Below are 19033 nucleotides of genomic sequence, written 5' to 3'. Positions count from 1 at the left end.
ATTTTTTAATCATATCGTTATTTCCATTGTTTGTTCACGGAACATTATCAGCTAAAAAGCTTCTTCATAGAAAGAAGGGCTGCTCAGCTGTTGTACCCTCTACGTGCAGAGCGTTAAACATCAAATGAAATCAAGCTTAATGCAACAGACGCTATACATGAAATAGGAATCATATTCTTTCTACTTTTTTATACAAGATCGACAATAATCGACAGATTCTCAAGATCCCTTATAAGCGGGGAGAAATTAGGAGCCGGAGAACTAATGCAGGTAAGAATGTCGTACGTTATGTAAGAAATAATAACTGGAAATAAACCACAGGCAGGCTATTCCTTTTACAGCCTGCCTGTGGTTTATTTTGTCGCTTTTTAATCCGTTACTCAACTATCGCACCTAAGAATAAGCATATATATCTTGATATTTCAGGATGAATAAGTTCTATCTGATAGAACTTATTTTTGATGAGCTATTTTTTCCACGTATAGAACATCTAACTAGCGGAGGCGGACCGTTTTGACTCCTGAGGGATCAGCACCATCTGAAGATCCACTTTTGCCAAGTGCTCTTCTTGGCAAAAGTTAGCTGAAGAGCGTGCCCCTAGGCAGACTAAAGTCGCAACGTCCTGGGGTTGGGGCTGCGATTACTCACCCCATCGAAAAGAGTTGTTGCAACGTCTGCACTAGTACGTCCTGGGACTGGGGCTGGGACTGCGATTACTCGTCCCATCGAAAACCATTGCGATTACTCGCCCCATCAAAAACCGTTGTACGTCGGAAAGCAAAACGGTCCGCCGCAGCGGTGCTTTACACTCCACCTTCTATCCTTTATCTAGGGAGTTATCAAAGGAACAATCAACTCCTCTTTCTATGGAAATAAAGTTACTTTTTAAGGTGTGAAAGTTGAGTGTGTTATTTATTTTGGGAATCTACATTCTTCAATAAATGCTGTCCAATAAGTAATGGTGTTTTTTCATGAGTTATTTTTAAAAAATGCTTGATGAGTGGGTATTCTTTATCCGTCTTCATTTGCATCAATTCGCCCCACCATTCTGTTTCATAGCGACAAATCATGCTTAGGTGAAACAAAAGAAGATAATGTACGAGAATTTCCGAATAAGGAAAATAGTTTGCTCGATTAGCCGGAAAATAGAGCAATTCATTATCCAAACGATAACGAAAAGGGCCGTTCCAATCTTGAATGGGTTCTGTCAAATGAATCTGCAATGATTCATCTAGTTGTTGAATATCCTTGATTGGGGGCAAGAATAAACGGATACGCTCTACAAAGGTCTCTTCTTTTAAATGAAATCCATCTAAAATCCGATTTGGAAAACGAAGGTGTCTACTGTTTTTTTCTCCGATAACCACCATGGATTCTTCCTGATTGAGCTGCCATAGATTGCTTAATTCCGGAATGGAACATAATAACAGACGCATCGAAACACGATCTAAAGGAAAAGGATGAAGGGAAAACAAATAACGGCAAACATACGGAAATAATCCTCTTTGTTGAATTTTAACTTCATCCTCCATAAAACGGTAATCTTTACGTTTTCTTTTGCGGGCAGTCAGACCATGTGCAAGAACTGCTGTTGTTTCCGGATAATCAGGACGTTTGGTCAACAGCCATCCTTTTAAAAAATGAGTCATTCCATAAAATGAAAGGACTGGCTGCACCAGAATATTGCTCTGTCTGCTTGATTCCATAAAAATCATGCCATTATTTATATAATGAATAAAAGTAGAACTGTTTTGATAGCTTTTTATTACAGCATCATCTAAAAAGGAATAACTTCCTTTAAGATAACGCTGTGCATTTTCCTCTGCGGTTAAAAATAAATAGACATCTTCATGACGCATTATTTCTCCATCTCCATAACTATTGAAATATTTTGAATCTATCCTCTTTTTCTACTTCTATGTTGGGTGCTTGAAAAAGCGTAAAAGATAGAGTAATGTAAGTAAAAATAGATATTTGCTACTACTTTCATAAGGTTGGTATTATTTTAAGCAGTTTTTCCGAGAATATATAAAGATATACCTTGAAAACGGTATAATACCAACCAAATAAAGTGAAACGATGTTGTAAATTCAATGATTGGAGGATGAGCTAGCAATGAGAGAAGACAAATTTGCAAAAGAAGGTTTAACGTTTGATGATGTATTACTTCTTCCGGCAGAATCAGAAGTTTTACCCAACCAGGTGGATCTAAGTGTAGATTTAACAGCAAATCTAAAATTGAAGTCACCATTTATCAGTGCTGGAATGGATACTGTAACAGAAGCAGAAATGGCAATTGCTATGGCACGTCAAGGCGGCTTTGGAGTTATTCATAAAAACATGTCTATTGAGCAGCAGGCAGAAGAAGTAGACCGTGTAAAACGCTCTGAAAGTGGTGTTATCACAAACCCATTCTTCTTAACACCTGAACATCAGGTATATGATGCAGAGCATTTAATGGGGAAATATCGCATTTCTGGAGTTCCCATTGTAAACAATACTGAAGAACAAAAGCTCGTCGGTATCTTGACCAATCGTGATTTACGTTTTATTGAGGATTATTCTATTCTGATTTCGGAAGTGATGACTACAGAGGAATTAGTAACAGCACCAGTAGGAACAACATTGGATGAAGCTGAAAAGCTGCTGCAAAAGTATAAAATTGAAAAATTGCCTCTTGTGGATGATCAAGGAATTTTAAAAGGATTAATTACGATTAAAGATATTGAAAAGGTCATTGAATTTCCTAATGCAGCAAAGGATTCACAAGGACGGTTGATTGCAGCAGCTGCAGTTGGTGTGACAGGCGATGCGATGAAGCGAATTGAAAAATTAGTGGATGTCGGTGTAGATGCTATTGTGATTGATACAGCTCATGGGCACTCTAAAGGTGTTCTGGATCAATTAAAATACATTCGCGAAACCTATCCCAATTTGACGATTATTGCAGGAAACGTTGCAACAGAGGATGGAACGAGAGCTTTGATTGAAGCAGGAGCTTCTGTTGTCAAAGTAGGTATTGGACCGGGGTCTATCTGTACCACAAGAGTAGTAGCTGGAGTCGGTGTACCGCAAATCACAGCAGTGTATGACTGTGCCCGCGCAGCAAAAGAATACGGTGTTCCTGTGATTGCAGATGGTGGAATCAAATACTCCGGCGACATTGTGAAAGCATTGGCATCCGGAGCCCATGCTGTGATGCTGGGAAGTATTTTTGCAGGAACCAAGGAAAGCCCTGGAGACACAGAGATTTTCCAAGGACGTCAATATAAAGTATATCGCGGCATGGGGTCTGTTGGAGCGATGCAGGCAGGTTCCAAAGATCGCTATTTCCAATCTGAATCAGAAAATAAAAAACTTGTGCCAGAGGGGATTGAAGGACGAATTGCTTACAAAGGATCGCTGGGAGATACTTTCCACCAGCTTGCCGGCGGTTTACGTTCTGGTATGGGATATTGCGGAACTAAAAACTTAGAGAGTTTAAGAAATGATTCCCGGTTTATCCGTATTACAGGTGCAGGATTAAAAGAAAGCCACCCGCATGATGTACAAATTACCAAAGAAGCACCGAACTATTTTATGCAATAAGGAATGAAAACATCATGCATTTAATATGATGACAAATTTGTGTCATACGGTCGTAAAAAAAATAGATGGAGCACGTTGCTCCATCTATTTTTTTATGAATTTTTATGGTAAAATGTGAAGCGTGCTTAGCAGAATACATAGAACTTATCACAGTGTTACGCTTTTGGGGTGGAATAGGTAATCAGAGACCCTGTTCAGTGAGAAACAGAGCGAAAAAGTCACTGAATATAGTTTTGTTTTATCTTGGAAAATGAACTGTAAATCTCTCGCTTTTTTGAAACAGAAATAGACAATACATTTATTTTGGCGAAAAAAAGCTGGTTCATTTCCTGATAGACTCAACTAATATTTCGTGGAAAACCATACGAAATAAAGTTTCGTTTTATGTAAGCAGCTATATTATTAAACGGAGGTACAAAATTGTGAGGAAGTCTATGAATAAATTATTTCTTTTGGTGGCCGCAGCAGCGCTTGTTTTAACATCTTTTGTTACACCATCCATGTCTGTTTATGCAGATGGATTAGATTTAGAGGCGGAGTCTGCTATTTTAGTGGATGCAGAAACGGGTAAAATTTTATACGCGAAAGACCCAGACGTGGCATTGCCTCCTGCTAGCATGACGAAGATAATGACAGAATATCTTGTTTGGGAAGCAGTCGAAAATGGAGATATTTCTTGGGATACAACAACACAAATTAGTGATTATGCATATGAAATATCCAGCAACGATGATTTTTCAGGTGTTGGGTTAAGACAACAACAAGACTACACAGTAGAAGAGTTATATGAAGCAATGGCGATTAATTCGGATAATGCGACCACGATTGCATTGGCTGAGTTAATTGCAGGTTCAGAGAGTGAATTTGTTGAAATGATGAATGCGAAGGCAGAAGAGTTAGGGATGCCGGATTATAGTTTTGTGAACTCCAGCGGATTAGATAATGAGAGTTTAGGGGATAATTATCCAGAAGGAACAAGTCCTAATGATACAAACTTATTATCAGCCCGTTCCGCAGCGATTTTAGGAGCTGCTTTGGTGAATGATTACCCGGAAGCATTGGATATTTCCAGCGTGCCGAATACGGAATTTGATGAAGAGGAAATCCGGAATTGGAATTATATGCTGGATCATGATGCAGATTACCTACAGCAGCATTACTATGAAGGTGTAGATGGTTTGAAAACAGGTTTCACCACGGTTGCTGGATACGCTTTTACCGGCACAGCAGAACGTGATGGAAGACGTCTTATATCTGTGGTCATGAGAACAGATAGTGAGAATGCCCGCTTTGAGCAGACTGCAAAACTGTTTGATTATGGGTTTGATGAATTTGAGGTTCAGGAATTATTCCCTGCCGGCTATCAGGAAGAAGGCGAAGAAACAGCTCCTGTATCAAGAGGGAAAGAAAATGAAGTAAATATTGGTATCGATGAAGGTATCCATGTTCCTGTGAAAACAGGCGAGGAAGAGCTGTATCATTTAGAGTATACGATCGATGAGGACAGGCTGAATGATGACGGAGAGTTAGAAGCTCCTGTTGAAGCAGATGAAGTAATTGGAACAGTTACCGTGGTTTATGATGGAGAAGAAGAGGACTTTGGCTATATTTCCGATGAAGCAAGTGAGGAAAGCTACGATTTAGTTGCGATGGATGACGTAGAACAATCCAATTGGTTTATGCTTACGTTACAATCCATCGGTGATTTCTTTGTGAATATGTTCCAAGGCGCATTTAATTGGGTAAAGGGACTTTTTAGCTAATTTTCATAGGAAACCTTGCAACCTGATGGGAAATAGCTTATGATGATATACAATCATTCATTGAAAAAATAAAGCGTTGATAGGAAATAGTAGCTGTTTGATTCTATCTATAGAGAGCTAATGTGTGGTGTGAATTAGTGTTAGAATGCAGTGAATCCATCCTGGAGCATGCTTATAAAAGTGAGTCATTCATGTAAGTAAGCACGGAGATACGACGTTATTCGTATGGAAAGCCGGAAGAATCTCATTAGATTCTTTAATTAGGGTGGCAACGCGGGAAATATACTCTCGTCCCTTTCTTTATAAGGGACGGGGGTTTTTTAATGGTTAAAAAAGGTATTTTAAAATATTAAAATATAGGAGGTAATCATTATGTTGGATATGAAATATGTCCGAAATAATTTTGATGAAGTGAAGAACAGGTTAGCACATCGTGGAGAAGATCTTGGGGATTTAGACAAATTTGGTGAGCTGGATGTAAGAAGACGTGAGTTAATTGCAGAGACAGAACAGTTGAAGGCAAAGCGTAATGAAGTGTCTAAGGAAATTTCTGTTTTAAAACGTGAGAAAAAGGATGCGGAATCAGCTATCGCTGCAATGCGTGAAGTTGGAGACCAAATTTCTAAGTTCGATAAAGAACTAAAAGAAATTGAAGAAACATTAGAGCATATTATGCTTTCTATCCCAAATCTGCCTCATGAGAGCGTGCCTGTCGGTGAAGATGAGGATGATAATGTAGAAGCACGCAAATGGGGAGAAGTGCCGGAATTTTCATTTGAAGCACAGCCTCATTGGGACGTTGCTACAAATTTAGATATTTTGGACTTTGAACGTGCAGCTAAGGTAACGGGAAGCCGTTTCGTCTTTTACAAGGGGTTAGGAGCAAGATTAGAACGTGCATTATTAAACTTTATGATGGATTTGCATGCGGATCATCATGACTATCAGGAAATGCTTCCTCCGTATATTGTGAATCGTATGAGCATGACAGGTACGGGACAGCTTCCTAAATTCGAAGAGGATGCATTTAAGTTGGAAGACTGGGAATATTTTCTCGTGCCAACAGCAGAAGTACCTGTAACCAATTATCACCGTGATGAAATTTTAACAGTAGATGAACTGCCGAAAAAATATGTTGCATTCAGTGCCAGCTTCCGTTCTGAAGCAGGATCTGCCGGAAGAGATACACGCGGTTTAATCCGTCAGCATCAATTTAATAAAGTAGAGCTTGTAAACTTTGTGAAACCGGAAGAATCTTATGAAAGACTGGAAGAACTGACGAATGAAGCGGAAAAAGTATTACAGCTTTTAGAACTGCCTTACCGTGTGATGAGCATGTGTACAGGAGATTTAGGCTTTACAGCTGCAAAAAAATACGATATCGAAGTATGGATTCCAAGCCAACATACGTATCGTGAAATTTCTTCTTGTTCTAATTTTGAAGATTTCCAAGCCCGTCGTGCTGGAATTCGTTTCCGTCGTGAAGCAAATGGAAAACCAGAGTTTGTCCATACGCTAAACGGTTCTGGTCTAGCCCTAGGACGTACCGTGGCAGCAATTTTGGAGAATTGTCAACAGGAAGACGGCAGTGTGGCAGTACCAGAAGTTTTACGTCCTTACATGGGCGGCGTAGAAGTGATTGGTAAATAACAGGGAACGTAAGAGGCTTTCCTTTTTTGGGAGGGTCTCTTATTTTTCCTAAAAATATGCGTGGGTACATTGTTAAAGATTATCTTTAAGGAGATATGAAATTGAAAAAAAGATATTCGGAGCAGTATTTAACAGACATCATTAAACAGCAGTTGTTTACGGATGAGAACGTATCTGAGGAAGCAGCTTCGTTTCCTTTAGAACATCTTGTTTTTGGTTATCTGAAAAAAGAAAATGTAGACGAGCGTCAAACTAACTGTATTCTTGATGTAGAAGAACATGGGTTATTGGTGGTTTTATTTAGTGGATTAAAAAAAGATAAAATACTGGAACATTTTTATTTTCGATTTGCGGATATGCAGGGTATCAAAATAAAAGATAAAAAATTTAGTGTGTACATAACATTACAATTTACAAATGGAATGAACTATGAATTTCAACTTGAAAAACGTAAGATGAAGGGATTCCCTAACCAGAATAAAAATTTGTCATATGTCATATCAATGATGGAAAAACAGGATTTGCACAATATGAGCAACCGCAGTTATAGAAAAAGGGTCCTCTATGATAAACTGTTTTCTTTTATTTATGTCATCACGCTAGTAGCCTTTGAACTTCTTGCGTTAAGAATTTTGTTCAATTTCCATCAGGATAGTGCTCTATTTTTTACTCTCATCGTTATTATTTCAATCTTTGTAGCTGTATTACATTTGATCATCTTGTTCTTGGCTTGGATTTACATAGATAAGTTAATAAACAGGAAATTTTACAAAGCGTACAATCAAATTGTAGAAGACCACATGGAAAAGAACGATGCAGAAGAATTCTTAGAGAGGTTAAATAACTTGCCATATAAACCAAAAGGGAAACAAGCAAAAAATGCCTTTTATATAAGTAAGTCAACAGCTTTGTATGAAAATAATAGATTGGAAGAAGCCTTAGCTTGTTTAGATGAAGTTCAAATATCAACGAAACAAATCTATGAGTTTGTGGAGAAACAAAAGAAAATGATAGAAGGCGATGGACATCACCGGGATTAAACAATCAAAGGCATTAATGATAAAAAAAGGATTATATCCATCTGATCATTGATGCCGCCTACAAGCTTCCTGTAGCTTATTCTGTCATAAAAGTCTCTGGTACTAAATATTCTTACAGCGAACAATGTATTTGTGAATTGGAAGGATGGGAGACAACCCGTTTTTCTGGGAAACCAAAAGATGTCGTGCATCATTATAAAGGAAATGTGTCTTGATCTTGTCCGACAACAGGAAAAATGTGTGAGACGGCAAATGGAGATATAAAATGTGTTGACAAAGCATCTATTTGGATGGTATAGTATGTCTTGTTCGTTAAAGCGAGAACTTTTAAAAGTACACGGAGGTATACCCAAGTCTGGCTGAAGGGGTCGGTCTTGAAAACCGAGAGGCGGGTCAAACCGTGCGGGGGTTCGAATCCCTCTACCTCCTCCATTTAAAACAAACGTAAAAAATTGGAGATAAAAACCCGCAGCTTCCGAGCTGCGGGTTTTCTAATAGCTTACATTAAGCTGTACTATATCTGTTTATTCTTTATTACTCTTCTCCATCAGTGATTCTAATAACTGTTTCGGTAATGGATAGCGCTTGTTGTCAAGGGGAAGAAAATCCATCTGACTTTCCGAATTTTTATCATCTTTTGCTTCATTGATTTCCGCATGAAGTACTTCCATCTTCTCATCTAATTGATTCGCAATATTTGCGCTGGTGGTTAATTCCTCAATGAGGTGAGCCGGCACTTCACCATCATACTTATAGTAAATTTTATGCTCTAAGCTTGCCCAGAAATCCATGGCAACAGTACGAATTTGAATCTCAATAAAAACTTCTTCTTGACGATCAGAGAAAAAGACAGGAATGGATAAAATCAGATGAAGGCTCTTATATCCATTTGGCTTCGGATGTTTAATATAATCTTTCGTTTCAATCACTTTAATATCCTTTTGTCCTTGAATCATTTCACTAATCTTATAAATATCAGAGATAAAGGAACAAACGATTCGGATTCCTGCAATATCCTTAATATGATTACCGATATAATTTTGGGTAATTGGAATGTTTTTACGCTGACATTTTCGTAAAATGCTTTCTGGTGATTTAATGCGTGATTTTAAATGTTCAATCGGATTATAGTCATGGATATGCTCAAATTCTTCTTGAAGGATATTCAGTTTTGTGTTCATTTCATCCAATGCAAATTTATAGGTAAGCATAAAACGTGTCAGTTCTTTTCGAACGACTTTTAATTGATTTATTTGTTTTCCATCATCCATTGATAAAATTCCTTTCTGACTTTCATTCGTGTACAATATAAGTATAGCAAAGATTATTTTGTATAGCAGATAAAAAGACGTCTCATTTCATCTTAATTGATACAGTCTTGACAAAAGTATGGCAAGGCCTTATAGTACAATTCAATATATTAATAACGAAATACGTTGAACGGACCAGTAATTAATGTATATTTACCAAAGAGAGGGAATTCAGTGGCTGTAAGATTCCTGTAAATGGCTTAATGAACCTATCCGGGAGTATATTAGCATATGCTAATTGCAGCATGCTGCATTATCAATGAGAGTGGATAACTTTTATCAAAAAAAGGTGGTACCGCGGAATAATACTGATTCCGTCCTTTACAAAGGACGTGTAATCAGTTTTTTTATTGTTCCGGGAGTATCGATGGCATAAATAACAAATAAGCAAAGATAAATACAGGAGGAGAATACATGGATAAGACAATTGCTTTTTTTGGAGCAGGAAATTTAGCAGAGGCGATTATTGCAGGGATTACAAGAACCAATGTTGTTACCAAAGAACAGGTGCTTGTGGCGAATCGCAGTGATAAAGCACGGTTAGATTTAATTGCTGAAAAATATGGAGTTACATGTAAGCGGAGTAAAGAAGAAATGGTTCAGGAAGCAGACATTATTATTTTAGCTATGAAGCCTAAGGATGCAGGAGATTATTTAAATTGGCTTAAAGACTATATAAAGCCGCATCACATTGTTATTTCGGTTATTGCAGGGTTATCGATCGAGCAGATGGAAAAAACGCTTGGGGAAGATATTCCTGTTATTCGGACGATGCCAAATACATCTGCCTTAATTGGCCAGTCAGCTACTGCTATTTCAAAGGGGTCGAATGTCGAGCTTAGCCAGCTTTATTTAGCAGAAGAACTATTCCAAACAGTAGGTACAACAAAAATCGTAGATGAAGGACACATGCATACGATTACTGCCATTGCAGGCAGTGGTCCGGCATTTTTCTACTATATGGTGGAAGCAATGGAAAACGCAGCAGTAGAAGCAGGGCTGGATCGGGATACTGCGTTAGAGTTATTGACCCAAACAGTCATTGGCGCTGGGAAAATGCTTGAGTCATCTGGTGAAGATCCAGAACAGCTGCGTATTAATATTACTAGTCCATCAGGGACGACAGAGGCTGGTTTAAATCAATTAATGGAGAATGGATTTGATAAGGTCATTAAAGCATGTGTAGAAGGTGCAAGAAAACGATCTGTCGAAATTACGAATGCCCAGAAATAATTTTTAAAGAGAAGAGGGAAAACAAATGCATACACCAGAATGCAGCTACTGTGGGGAAAAATGGAGTTATGGACAGACCTTTAAACAAGTATTCAAAATTAGAATGATTTGTCCGCATTGTGGGAAAGAAAATTATTACGATGCGAATAAAAAAGGTGGCTGGCTTCCTTTATTAGCAATACCTATCTTTCTAGGGCTAGCTATACTATTAAATTTATCTTCTACTGGGATTATTCTTATTGGCTGTCTGTTAATGATTCTTCATATCTTAACGATTCCTTATCGGACGAGATTGCAAAAAGCAGGAAAATGAATTGAAAACATTGTACTTTGCAAAATAGGTAGGATTTAGTATAATACGATTGTTCGTTTATTTTTCGATGAGCGGATAAGGAAATATCAACGGGTGAATACCACTGTTTGATTATGTGCAAAGCCCCCGTAGCTCAGGGGATAGAGCATTGGTTTCCTAAACCATGTGCCGCAGGTTCGAATCCTGCCGGGGGCATTATTTATAGTTGAAAAGAAGCGTTCTCCTTGCTCAGGGGAACGCTTTTTGTTAATTATAAATTTTTCTTTAAGGCATCTCCTAGAAACGTTGCTAATTCTAACATGCCATATCTATTTGCTTTTTCTTCCGCTTCCGAATTATAATTTGTGTTTGTATTGACATCATATGTGTAAACCTCGCCATGCATATCACGAATAAATTCAATTCCTGCAACATCAATCCCGCTATTTTTCAAGAAGTTTTTATAACGCGTGATTTGTTCAGGGTCCATCCCATTTTCAAGAATTTCAAACATGGGTGGATTTTCTTCTTCGCCAACTGGGCAAAAAGAATCTTCTATCCGGCATACATCTGCAGGACATAATTCAAACCCTCCTGAAGTATCTACTTTCACGGCGTAAATAAATTTTCCACCAACAAATTCTGCTCGCGTTATAAAAGGTTCAGGGGATTGAATATATTGCTGAATAAGTGTAATACCATCAACAGGTTCTTCAAACGCCGGTCCATTTACATATGCTTCAAGTGCATCAACAGAATGGAAAAGTTGCACTCCCAATCCTTTACCAGCTCTGTTATGCTTTGTAATAAAAGGTGATTCACCTAACCTTTTTGCAGCTTCTACAATTTGTTCAGATCCGACTGCTCCAATTGTTTTCGGTGTTTTTATACCATGCTTTTCAAGCGCTGTATATTGGTTAATCTTACTAATTTCTAAATCAAGTGCCCGTGAACCATTAAAGACCGTGCGATCATGCATTTCTAACCAAGATAGAACACCTCCTGCCAGTTCGGGTGCAAAGCGATGATCTCTTGTATGCGAGGAGGCACTCATCCGGTTATAAAATATTCCCTCAGGCGGTTCTGCTGTTAAATCAACCACGCCTTTATCTAAATGCCAGGTTTCATAAGGTAAATGTAACTCTTTTAAACGATTGGTTAAGTGCACTGTCCAATCATCATTTTCATGTAAAATATATATTTTTGACAATGATAACACCTCTTTTATATACGCTGTAAAAGCAATTTGATTCTTCTAATTAACCTGTTTGTTCATGTTTGAATCATTATAGCAAGCAGTACGTTTTTTCTTAATAACAAGCAAATCTGAAAATTCTGCAGCAGGAGCAACATTCTCTAATCTAAACTTATTTTAATTGAAATCTGCTTACATTTCAATTAAGCCCATTGATTTAGTTGGTTTTAAATTTTGTTCATCACAAAACAAAGCGGCTTTCCAGTTTTGAGTAGAAAGCCACTTTGTTGGTTTAGGCAGGATTTTGTTTTATAGTATTATATAAGAAATATGGTTAACGTACAATGACTCGGTTTAAAATATTTTCCGCATTTTTCACGCGGTCTTCTGTCGGCGGTTCCACGCCTTCCAACGGATAGTCCAAACCGAGATTTTCCCACTTATAAACTCCTAATTTATGATAAGGTAAGACTTCTATTTTTTCGATATTATTTAACGTAGCAATAAAGTCTGAGAGCTGTTGCAAATATTCATCATTATCACTGCCACCAGGGACAAGCACATGACGGACCCAGACAGGAACATTTTTGTCATCTAAATAGCGGGCCATATCGAGAATATGTTCATTTGATAGACCAGTGAGTTCTTTATGCTCTGCTGGATTAATATGCTTTAAATCAAGTAATACTAAATCGGTTAATTCTAATACTTTATCTAAATTTTTTATAAAGTGAGGAGAACGGTTAAAGCATCCGGCAGAAGTATCAATGGTTGTGTGTACTCCTAATTTTTTCAGTTCGGTGAATAATTCCAGTAAAAATTCAACCTGAAGCAAAGGCTCCCCGCCGCTGACAGTTACTCCTCCATTGGTTGACTGGAAGAATGGGAGATAGCTTTTAATGTCTTGCACCAGTTCTTGTACAGACATTTTCTTTCCTGCTCCCATATTCCACGTATCGGGGTTATGGCAAAATTGACAGCGTAATAGGCAACCCTGGGTAAAAATCACATAACGTAATCCAGGTCCGTCTACGGTTCCACACGTTTCTATTGAATGAATTCTTCCTTCTTTCATGATGCTTTTCCCCCTCACTTCATATGCTGAAAAACGATTCAGCAGCAAGTGCCCAATTCATTTTATGGACGCTTGCTATTAAATTTCTTACAGGCTTTCATGGAATGTCCGATTAATTACATCAATTTGCTGCTCTCTTGTCAGCTTAATAAAGTTTACTGCATATCCAGAGACCCGGATGGTCAGCTGCGGGTATTCTTCTGGATGCTTCATCGCATCTAATAAGGTTTCCCGGTCAAATACGTTGATGTTTAAATGATGCCCTTTTTTAGCTGCGTAGCCATCTAGTATACCGGCTAAGTTTGCTGTTCTTGTCTCTTCATCTTTTCCTAATGCTTTTGGTACGATAGAGAAGGTATTGGAGATACCATCCAGTGCGTATTTATAAGGCAATTTTGCAACAGAGCTTAAAGAAGCTAATGAGCCATTTTTATCGCGTCCATGCAGTGGATTTGCTCCCGGTGCAAAAGGTTCTCCAGCTTTTCGTCCATCTGGTGTATTTCCTGTTTTCTTCCCGTAAACCACATTGGAAGTAATCGTCAAGATAGACTGTGTTGGTACGGCATCACGATACATATGGTGTTTCTTGATCTTATTCATAAAGCCTTTTACTAGATTCACAGCAATCTCATCGGCACGATCATCATTATTGCCGTATTTCGGATAGTCGCCTTCTATTTCATAATCAACGACAAGTCCGTCTTCATCACGAATCGTTCTTACCTTCGCATATTTAATGGCGCTTAAGGAATCGACAATAACAGATAGTCCTGCCACACCACAAGCCATGGTACGTAATACGTCACGGTCATGCAGGGCCATTTCCAAACGTTCGTAGCTGTATTTATCATGCATATAATGGATAATGTTTAATGCGTTGACGTATAAGCCAGATAACCAATCTAAGAGATTATCATATTTCTCCATCACTTCGTCGTAATCCAGATATTCTGATGTGATCGGTGCATAGTTTGGAGCTATCTGCATTTTTAGATTTTCATCCACGCCGCCATTGACCGCATACAGAAGTGCTTTTGCCAGGTTTGCGCGTGCACCGAAGAATTGCATTTGTTTACCAATGCGCATTGCTGATACACAGCAGGCAATTCCATAGTCATCACCATAAATCGGGCGCATAATATCATCATTTTCATATTGAATAGAGCTGGATTTAATAGACATCTTCGCACAATATTTTTTATAGTTTTCCGGCAATTTGGTGGACCAAAGTACCGTTAAGTTTGGCTCTGGTGCCGGTCCTAAGTTATCTAATGTGTGCAGAAAACGGTAAGAGCTCTTTGTGACAAGCGGTCGACCATCTTCCGCTATTCCTGCCAATGATTCTGTTACCCAAGTTGGATCTCCGCTAAATAATTCGTTATAATCTGGTGTTCTTGCGAATTTAACGAGACGCAGCTTCATCACAAAATGATCGACAAGTTCTTGCGCTTCTTCCTCTGTCATAACCCCATTTTCAATATCTCTCTCTATATAAATATCTAAGAATGTAGAAACACGGCCAAGGCTCATAGCAGCTCCATTTTGTTCTTTAATCGCTGCTAAATATGCTAAATAGAGCCATTGGAACGCTTCCTGAGCAGTTGTTGCCGGTTTTGAAATATCAAATTCATATTTTTCTCCGAGCTTCTTCAAGTCCTCTAAGGAACGAATCTGTTCTGATGTTTCTTCACGTTCACGAATAATATCTTCCGTCATCGTTCCGTTACCAATCAATTGCAGGTCTTTTTTCTTTTCTTCAATTAAACGATCTACCCCATATAGCGCAACCCGGCGATAATCTCCAATAATACGCCCACGGCCGTATGCATCTGGAAGCCCGGTGATAATTCCTGCTTTTCTTGCTTTTAAGATTTCGGGGGTATAGGCATCAAAGACGCCTTGATTGTGCGTTTTACGGTGTTCTGTAAAGGTATGGACAACGTCATCATCCACTTTGTAGCCATAGGATTCTGCAGCGGCAACTGCCATACGGATACCTCCAAATGGCATTAAAGCACGTTTAAAAGGCGCATCTGTCTGCACGCCGACGATTTTTTCCAACGGCTTATTTAAATAACCAGCGCCATGAGAGGTAATTGTGGATACGATTTTTGTATCTAAATCATATACGCCGCCATTTTCCCGTTCTTCTTTGGTCAATTGCATGACTTGATCCCACAGGTCTTTTGTTGCTTGGGTTGCACCTGTTAAGAAGGATTCATTTCCTTCATATAAATGATAATTTTGTAAAATAAAATCACGAACATCAATTTCTTTTTGCCAATTACCTTCAACAAAGCCATCCCAAGGAACTTTTTTCACCATTTCATCTGCTACTTTCATAACAAAAACCTCCTTTTAATAATTGTGAATAAATTCACAATTATATCTACTTTTATTATAACGTTTTCAAAAAATAAAACAAGTGAAATACTTCACAAATATAGAAAGTTCTTATAATGTTCAAATTTTAAATTTGCAAGGGGAAGCAGGAATATTGTTTTCTCTCATATCTTTGCTTAAAATAAATATATTGTAAAAATGTAAATATCCTTTTTATACTTCAGAAAGAATGAAAAGTTGAAGGATGAATAGTTCCAACTACTAGTATCCCTGTATCAGAGAAGAACGGGTAAATACAAGTTTTTCTAAGAAGGAAGGTTTCTTTTTTGTATATATTAATTATCCTAGGAATAATTGCAGGAATGATGATACCTATGCAGACGGCCGTAAATAATCGGCTTACTTTATTTACAAAAGCTGTTTTGCGGACATCCTTTTACTCCTTTTTATCAGGGAGTATCATTTTATTTATCATCAATTTTATAATGGATCCTGGCAAATTTACACTATCGTTTTTTGCATCACAATCATTCTCCTATGTTTGGTTTGCGGGTGGTATTCTCGGCGTTATTTTTCTTACAGGAAATATTATTTTATTACCTCGAATTGGTGCAGCATTGACTGTAATTGCTGCGGTTACCGGACAAATGATCATTGGTATTTTAATCGATACATTTGGTTGGTTTGATGCAGATGTAAAAGAATTACATATGATGCATCTTGTTGGTGTACTTCTTTTAATTGCTGGAATTATATATATGAATGCCAAAAAGAAGGGCAATGTTGCAAAAGGACATTCTCGTCTTTGGATATTGCTCGGATTAGGTACAGGAATGATGCCGCCAATGCAAACAGCGATCAACAGTGGATTACGATATGAAGTAAATTCTTTTATTTATGCCGCTTTTATATCATTTTTAGTAGGTACCATCGTGTTATTTATTTTGGCAATGGTGATTAATAAGGGAATTAAGCTAACGTTTCATGTTGGAGAATTTAAATTAAAAACGTGGCATTTTGCTGGTGGTTTACTTGGTGCGGCATATATTGCATCTAATATCAGCTTAATGCCTTACCTGGGCGTAACCCTAACCATGATGTCCACGATTTTGGGGCAAATTGTCATGGGACTGATAATTGACCATTTTGGTATGTTTAACTTGCCAAAATATCCGATTGATCAAAGAAGAATAATTGCTGTTGTTCTGATTATTAGTGGTATTGCGTTATTAAATTTCTTTTAGTGCTCAACAAGTTATCAAATGAAAAATAGCAAGCTAATAAACTCCCACCAAAAATCATTATGTTGTGTGGATGCAGGTTAAAGTCGACATATCCTTGTGCTGTTAAATGACAAGGATATGTCGACTTTAACCTAGGATGTCTAATCTATCTTTTATTTTAAGGATAAACAAATTTTTTAACATTTAACCTGCCAGGTAGAAAGCAGGTTTTTCATATAGGGTAATGTGTTTATTTCGATACATTTCCAGTCTATGAAGTGCAAAGGGAAATTCAACTGGAAAATGCTGTACAATATCGTATACATTTTCAATTTGAAGCTGGTGAAGCATAAACGTTGGAATACAGAAATGATATGCAAAATGATTGGCTTGATTTTCTTGTAAGTCAATAAAAAGAGAATGCATAAAACGCTGATCTCCTTCATGGAAAAAATAGTGGCCTAATTCATGTCCAAAGTTTTGCCATATATTTTGATCGGACGAGTGTGGAAGTACAATAAAGTTATCTATTCGCATGCTAATAGTCTCAGAATAAATTATTTCAATTTTTAAAGCTTCTGCTATAGTCGAAATGGAAAGTTCCTCAGGATTTTGGATATTCAACCGCTTATACAAGGCTTCGACAAACTTTTCTACCTCCAAATAACTCACCAGATTCTCCTCCTTTATTAAGAATGTAAGTTCTGTTTGAAGTGCTAAAAATAAGGTGCAGCAAGTACACCTGTTTTTATATTCATCATTAACAAATTGAATATTATTATTTTTGATCAGTATTTCCGTTATTGGATTTCTTTCTATATAGAATATATTGTATCACATTTAACGCCTCTTGTTTTTCTTCCTCTGTCATACGTTTCCAATTACGGAACATTAACGTATCTTGTTCCGACATTGGCTCAGGTGGAGAAGTATCTTTTGTTGAGGGAGACATAGACTTGCCTAACAGCCAATCCACGGAAACACCATATAACTCAGCCATTTTATGTAAAGTGTCCGTATCAGGGTCACGATATTCTCTTTCATACCCAGATAAAGTACCATTTGAAATACCAAGAAGCTTCGACGCTTCAATTTGTTTTAACCCAGCTTTTTCTCGTGCTTCTCTTAATCTTTGGGAAAGAATTTTCATAGTATCCACCTCAATATAGAGATAATACCATTTTTAATAAAAACAATATTATTTTTAAGCGAAATGCAAATTTTAATGTATTAATATATTGACTTATGCAAAACGCTTAATTATAATTTAAGTAGAAAAAACCAAAAGATGGATGGAGTGATTTAGTGGAAATTCATGAGAAAGTTGAATTTATTAGACAGCAAAAACAAATAACAAAAACACAAATTGCAAAAAAATGCTCCAAGACTCCTGCCTGGTATACAAATATTTCAAAAGGGAAGACAAAAATAGATGTAGATACCTTGGAAAAAATAGCAGCTGCATTAGAAATTGATGTGAAGATGTTATTTGATAAGGAGTTAAATGATGCATTAAACAAATGCAAAGAGCTTTTATAAAATAACAAAATAAAAAGGTTAAGAGATTTTATACAACCTAGATAAAACAATACCTCAAAGAGCTTAAATAATATTATTACTATTATGAAGAGCACCACTTAACTATTTCCTCATAGAAAAATCTCTCGGTAAAAAAATATTATCCTGGTAAAATAACTAATTTTACGTTCTATCTCCTCATTTTTAAAGGAGGTAGTTTTTTTATTGCATAGGAAATTATAGAATTATTGCCTTGTGGATAACTATTTATAGTAAAACAGCCACGTCCAGCTCCGAGCGCCAAAAACTAGGAGATTTCACGACGCGCCCTACGATAAGTCAACATCGGTTCGTCACCTCACCGTGTTTCCTTTATCTCAAGAATAAAGGAAGTTCGACTAAAGTCGAACCACCCCCAAAAACCGGGGGCGCAATCTCTACGTTTTTAAACAGGCGCTCTGCGCTTTTGTTCTTTGCTTTATAAAGAAGTAGCGTTTTAATAAATAAAAATCAGGGTATAGTCTGTAAAATCTTTAAGTTATATGGAATATAATGTAATATTTTAAAAAAATCTATTCAAATACCTTGCATTTATGGTAAAATTTATCTTGCTCACTCTACAATTTAGAAATAATCCCTGTAAAATGTAGTCGCCTCAACTACTAGAAAACTTGATTATCACTAAGCCTTTCAGTGATAACTTTAGTTGCACGTAAGCAGTAAGAAAGGTTATACTTTATTACCTGCCAAAGAAAGACAAATCCAATAAATCTATGTTTATATCCAATGGAAATTAAGAATTT

The 19033-nt window shown here is 37.2% G+C and carries 15 protein-coding genes, 2 tRNA genes and 2 other annotated features; of the genes, 10 read left to right on the top strand and 7 right to left on the bottom strand.

Annotation, left to right across the window (positions count from 1 at the left end):
• Positions 1-908 precede the first annotated feature (908 nt).
• A complete protein-coding gene (locus BN986_RS00470; RefSeq protein ID WP_040977695.1) occupies positions 909-1859 on the bottom strand; it encodes a YaaC family protein in 951 nt (316 codons plus the stop codon).
• Between the two features lie 256 nt (positions 1860-2115).
• On the opposite strand from BN986_RS00470, the gene guaB reads away from it, so the two are divergent.
• From guaB to BN986_RS00445, 5 genes are all read left to right on the top strand, one after another.
• Positions 2116-3588: an IMP dehydrogenase gene (guaB, locus tag BN986_RS00465; RefSeq protein ID WP_040977694.1), complete on the top strand. Its 1473-nt coding sequence runs from the start codon at positions 2116-2118 to the stop codon at positions 3586-3588.
• A 434-nt stretch (positions 3589-4022) separates the two neighbouring features.
• Positions 4023-5351 (top strand): D-alanyl-D-alanine carboxypeptidase family protein, encoded by a 1329-nt coding sequence (locus BN986_RS00460; RefSeq protein WP_244444911.1) that lies wholly within the window; start codon positions 4023-4025, stop codon positions 5349-5351.
• Between the two features lie 67 nt (positions 5352-5418).
• Positions 5419-5650: a binding site (T-box leader), on the top strand.
• A 73-nt stretch (positions 5651-5723) separates the two neighbouring features.
• Positions 5724-7001, top strand: a complete 1278-nt coding sequence (gene serS / locus BN986_RS00455; protein ID WP_040977692.1) for a serine--tRNA ligase — start codon at positions 5724-5726, stop codon at positions 6999-7001.
• A 101-nt stretch (positions 7002-7102) separates the two neighbouring features.
• Positions 7103-8041 (top strand): hypothetical protein, encoded by a 939-nt coding sequence (locus BN986_RS00450; protein ID WP_040977691.1) that lies wholly within the window; start codon positions 7103-7105, stop codon positions 8039-8041.
• Between the two features lie 339 nt (positions 8042-8380).
• Positions 8381-8473: transfer RNA gene (locus BN986_RS00445), tRNA-Ser, on the top strand.
• Between the two features lie 92 nt (positions 8474-8565).
• Here the strand turns inward: BN986_RS00445 and BN986_RS00440 are convergent.
• Complete coding sequence (locus tag BN986_RS00440) at positions 8566-9312, bottom strand: GTP pyrophosphokinase (protein ID WP_040977690.1); 747 nt, start codon at positions 9310-9312, stop codon at positions 8566-8568.
• 156 nt (positions 9313-9468) lie between these two features.
• Positions 9469-9676: a binding site (T-box leader), on the top strand.
• An 89-nt stretch (positions 9677-9765) separates the two neighbouring features.
• Here BN986_RS00440 and proC point away from each other — a divergent pair.
• The 3 genes from proC to BN986_RS00425 all read left to right on the top strand — a co-directional run bounded on the left by proC (position 9766) and on the right by BN986_RS00425 (position 11092).
• Positions 9766-10584, top strand: coding sequence for a pyrroline-5-carboxylate reductase (gene proC / locus BN986_RS00435; protein WP_040977689.1), 819 nt, complete (start codon positions 9766-9768; stop codon positions 10582-10584).
• 25 nt (positions 10585-10609) lie between these two features.
• Complete coding sequence (locus tag BN986_RS00430; RefSeq protein ID WP_040977687.1) at positions 10610-10897, top strand: TIGR04104 family putative zinc finger protein; 288 nt, start codon at positions 10610-10612, stop codon at positions 10895-10897.
• Positions 10898-11019: 122 nt separating this feature from the next.
• Positions 11020-11092, top strand: a tRNA-Arg gene (locus BN986_RS00425).
• A 55-nt stretch (positions 11093-11147) separates the two neighbouring features.
• Here the strand turns inward: BN986_RS00425 and BN986_RS00420 are convergent.
• The 3 genes from BN986_RS00420 to pflB form a co-directional block, all read right to left on the bottom strand.
• Positions 11148-12086, bottom strand: a complete 939-nt coding sequence (locus BN986_RS00420; RefSeq protein WP_040977686.1) for an ATP-grasp domain-containing protein — start codon at positions 12084-12086, stop codon at positions 11148-11150.
• A gap of 319 nt (positions 12087-12405) precedes the next feature.
• Positions 12406-13146 carry a pyruvate formate-lyase-activating protein gene (pflA, locus tag BN986_RS00415; protein ID WP_040977685.1) on the bottom strand — a complete coding sequence of 247 codons (741 nt, stop codon included), beginning with the start codon at positions 13144-13146 and terminating at the stop codon, positions 12406-12408.
• 87 nt (positions 13147-13233) lie between these two features.
• The gene (pflB, locus tag BN986_RS00410) at positions 13234-15489 is read right to left on the bottom strand and encodes a formate C-acetyltransferase (protein WP_040977684.1); all 2256 of its coding nucleotides are present in this window, start codon (positions 15487-15489) and stop codon (positions 13234-13236) included.
• 326 nt (positions 15490-15815) lie between these two features.
• Here pflB and BN986_RS00405 point away from each other — a divergent pair, with 326 nt between their 5' ends.
• Entirely contained in the window at positions 15816-16733 is a 918-nt protein-coding gene (locus BN986_RS00405; protein WP_040977683.1) for a DMT family transporter, read from the top strand.
• 183 nt (positions 16734-16916) lie between these two features.
• Here BN986_RS00405 and BN986_RS00400 read toward each other — a convergent pair whose 3' ends face one another.
• Positions 16917-17384, bottom strand: coding sequence for an ImmA/IrrE family metallo-endopeptidase (locus tag BN986_RS00400; protein WP_040977682.1), 468 nt, complete (start codon positions 17382-17384; stop codon positions 16917-16919).
• A gap of 106 nt (positions 17385-17490) precedes the next feature.
• Positions 17491-17862, bottom strand: a complete 372-nt coding sequence (locus BN986_RS27835) for a helix-turn-helix domain-containing protein (RefSeq protein WP_040977680.1) — start codon at positions 17860-17862, stop codon at positions 17491-17493.
• Between the two features lie 155 nt (positions 17863-18017).
• On the opposite strand from BN986_RS27835, the gene BN986_RS00390 reads away from it, so the two are divergent.
• Positions 18018-18251, top strand: a complete 234-nt coding sequence (locus BN986_RS00390; RefSeq protein ID WP_040977679.1) for a helix-turn-helix domain-containing protein — start codon at positions 18018-18020, stop codon at positions 18249-18251.
• Positions 18252-19033: the final 782 nt, after the last annotated feature.

The sequence above is a fragment of the Oceanobacillus jeddahensis genome (assembly GCF_000750635.1).
GTDB lineage: Bacteria > Bacillota > Bacilli > Bacillales > Amphibacillaceae > Oceanobacillus > Oceanobacillus jeddahense.
This window is presented reverse-complemented; position numbering and strand designations above follow the sequence as displayed.